The sequence below is a fragment of the Streptomyces sp. NPDC002680 genome (genome assembly GCF_042889145.1).
Classification (GTDB): domain Bacteria; phylum Actinomycetota; class Actinomycetes; order Streptomycetales; family Streptomycetaceae; genus Streptomyces; species Streptomyces adonidis.
Genome location: NZ_JBIAQP010000044.1, coordinates 1 through 1,158, shown reverse-complemented (window position 1 = coordinate 1,158; position 1,158 = coordinate 1). Strand labels below are relative to the sequence as shown.

Sequence of the window (1,158 nt, the reverse complement as noted above, 5' to 3'; positions counted from 1 at the left end):
GGTTGGTTCTCAGGTGGTGGGGGTGTGGAGGCTGCGGTCGGCCAGCCAGTCAAGGACGGTGGTTGCCGCTTCCGCGAGTTGTTCGGGCTGGTTGCGGAGGTAGTGGTTGGCGCCGACGAGGTGGTGGCGGTCGACGGTTCCGCTCAGGGCGTTCGCGATGAGGTCGGCGTGCGGGGTGGGTACCGCGTTGTCCGCGCCGGCGGTCAGGAGCAGGGCCGGCACTGTGACCTGGGAGCCGAACTTCACGGTGTGCGCGTTGGTCTCGTCGATGCTCCACTGGGAGAGCCAGCTCTTGAGCGAGGAGAACCGGGCCAGTGCGATGGGCGAGTTGTTCACCACGGACGGGATGCCGATGAAGGACGTGCCGGGCTGGCGCTCGTTCGGGTCGAGCGAGGGGTCCAGCCAGCGGGGGTCGGCCATCGTGCCGTAGACCACGAACGGCATGCTGAGGTCCTCCTCGCCGTTCGGGCCGGGCTCGGCGAGCCGCTCCTTCACCCAGGTGGTGATGCGGCGGCTGCGCTCCAGCTGGGCCGCCCGGTACTCGGCGACGAAGTCCGCCGAGTACGGCGCCTTGGGCGCCTTGTCGCCGTACAGGTCCAGATCCGGATTCCGGCGGAACGGGTCACGCTCGTCGATGATCGAGGCGTCCAGGGAATCGGTGAGCAGCGCGGCGCGGGAGATGTGCGAGCACAGCTGGAGGACGGCCTCGCCCGGGATCAGCCCGGACAGGTCGACAGGGTCACCGGCCGGGGTCTGGGTGATGGTGGTCTTCTCGGCCTGGGCCTGGTAGGTGGTGGCGATCGACCCGCCACCGCTCCAGCCACCGACGACCACCTTCGCGTAGCCGCGCTCCTCCTTGAGATAGCGCACCCACTGACCGAGGTCGACCAGGACGTTCTCCATGATGAGCGCGGCGTCGTTGTTGGGGTAGCGCCCGTTCGCGCAGAACACGTGCGCGCCGCGGCGGGCCAGCTCCTGCGTCATCGGCAGATTGTGCAGCGGCCCCATCGGGTGCAGGAAGACGATGACCGTGTCCTGCTGCACATCCGGCCGGGCCAGCAGCGTCCCCTCCACCAGCACCGTGTCGTCCCACGACGCGTACACCTCACGGCTGCCCGACGGATTCCGGAAGAACAGCGTCACACTCTCAGACGTGTA

Annotated in this window: 1 protein-coding gene; it reads right to left on the bottom strand. The window is 68.7% G+C overall.

Going from position 1 to position 1,158, the window contains the following annotated elements; all coding sequences use genetic code 11:
* Positions 1–9: 9 nt before the first annotated feature.
* Positions 10–1,158: hypothetical protein (locus ACFYXF_RS51575; protein ID WP_389361336.1), on the bottom strand; the 1,149-nt coding region annotated here is incomplete at its 5' end.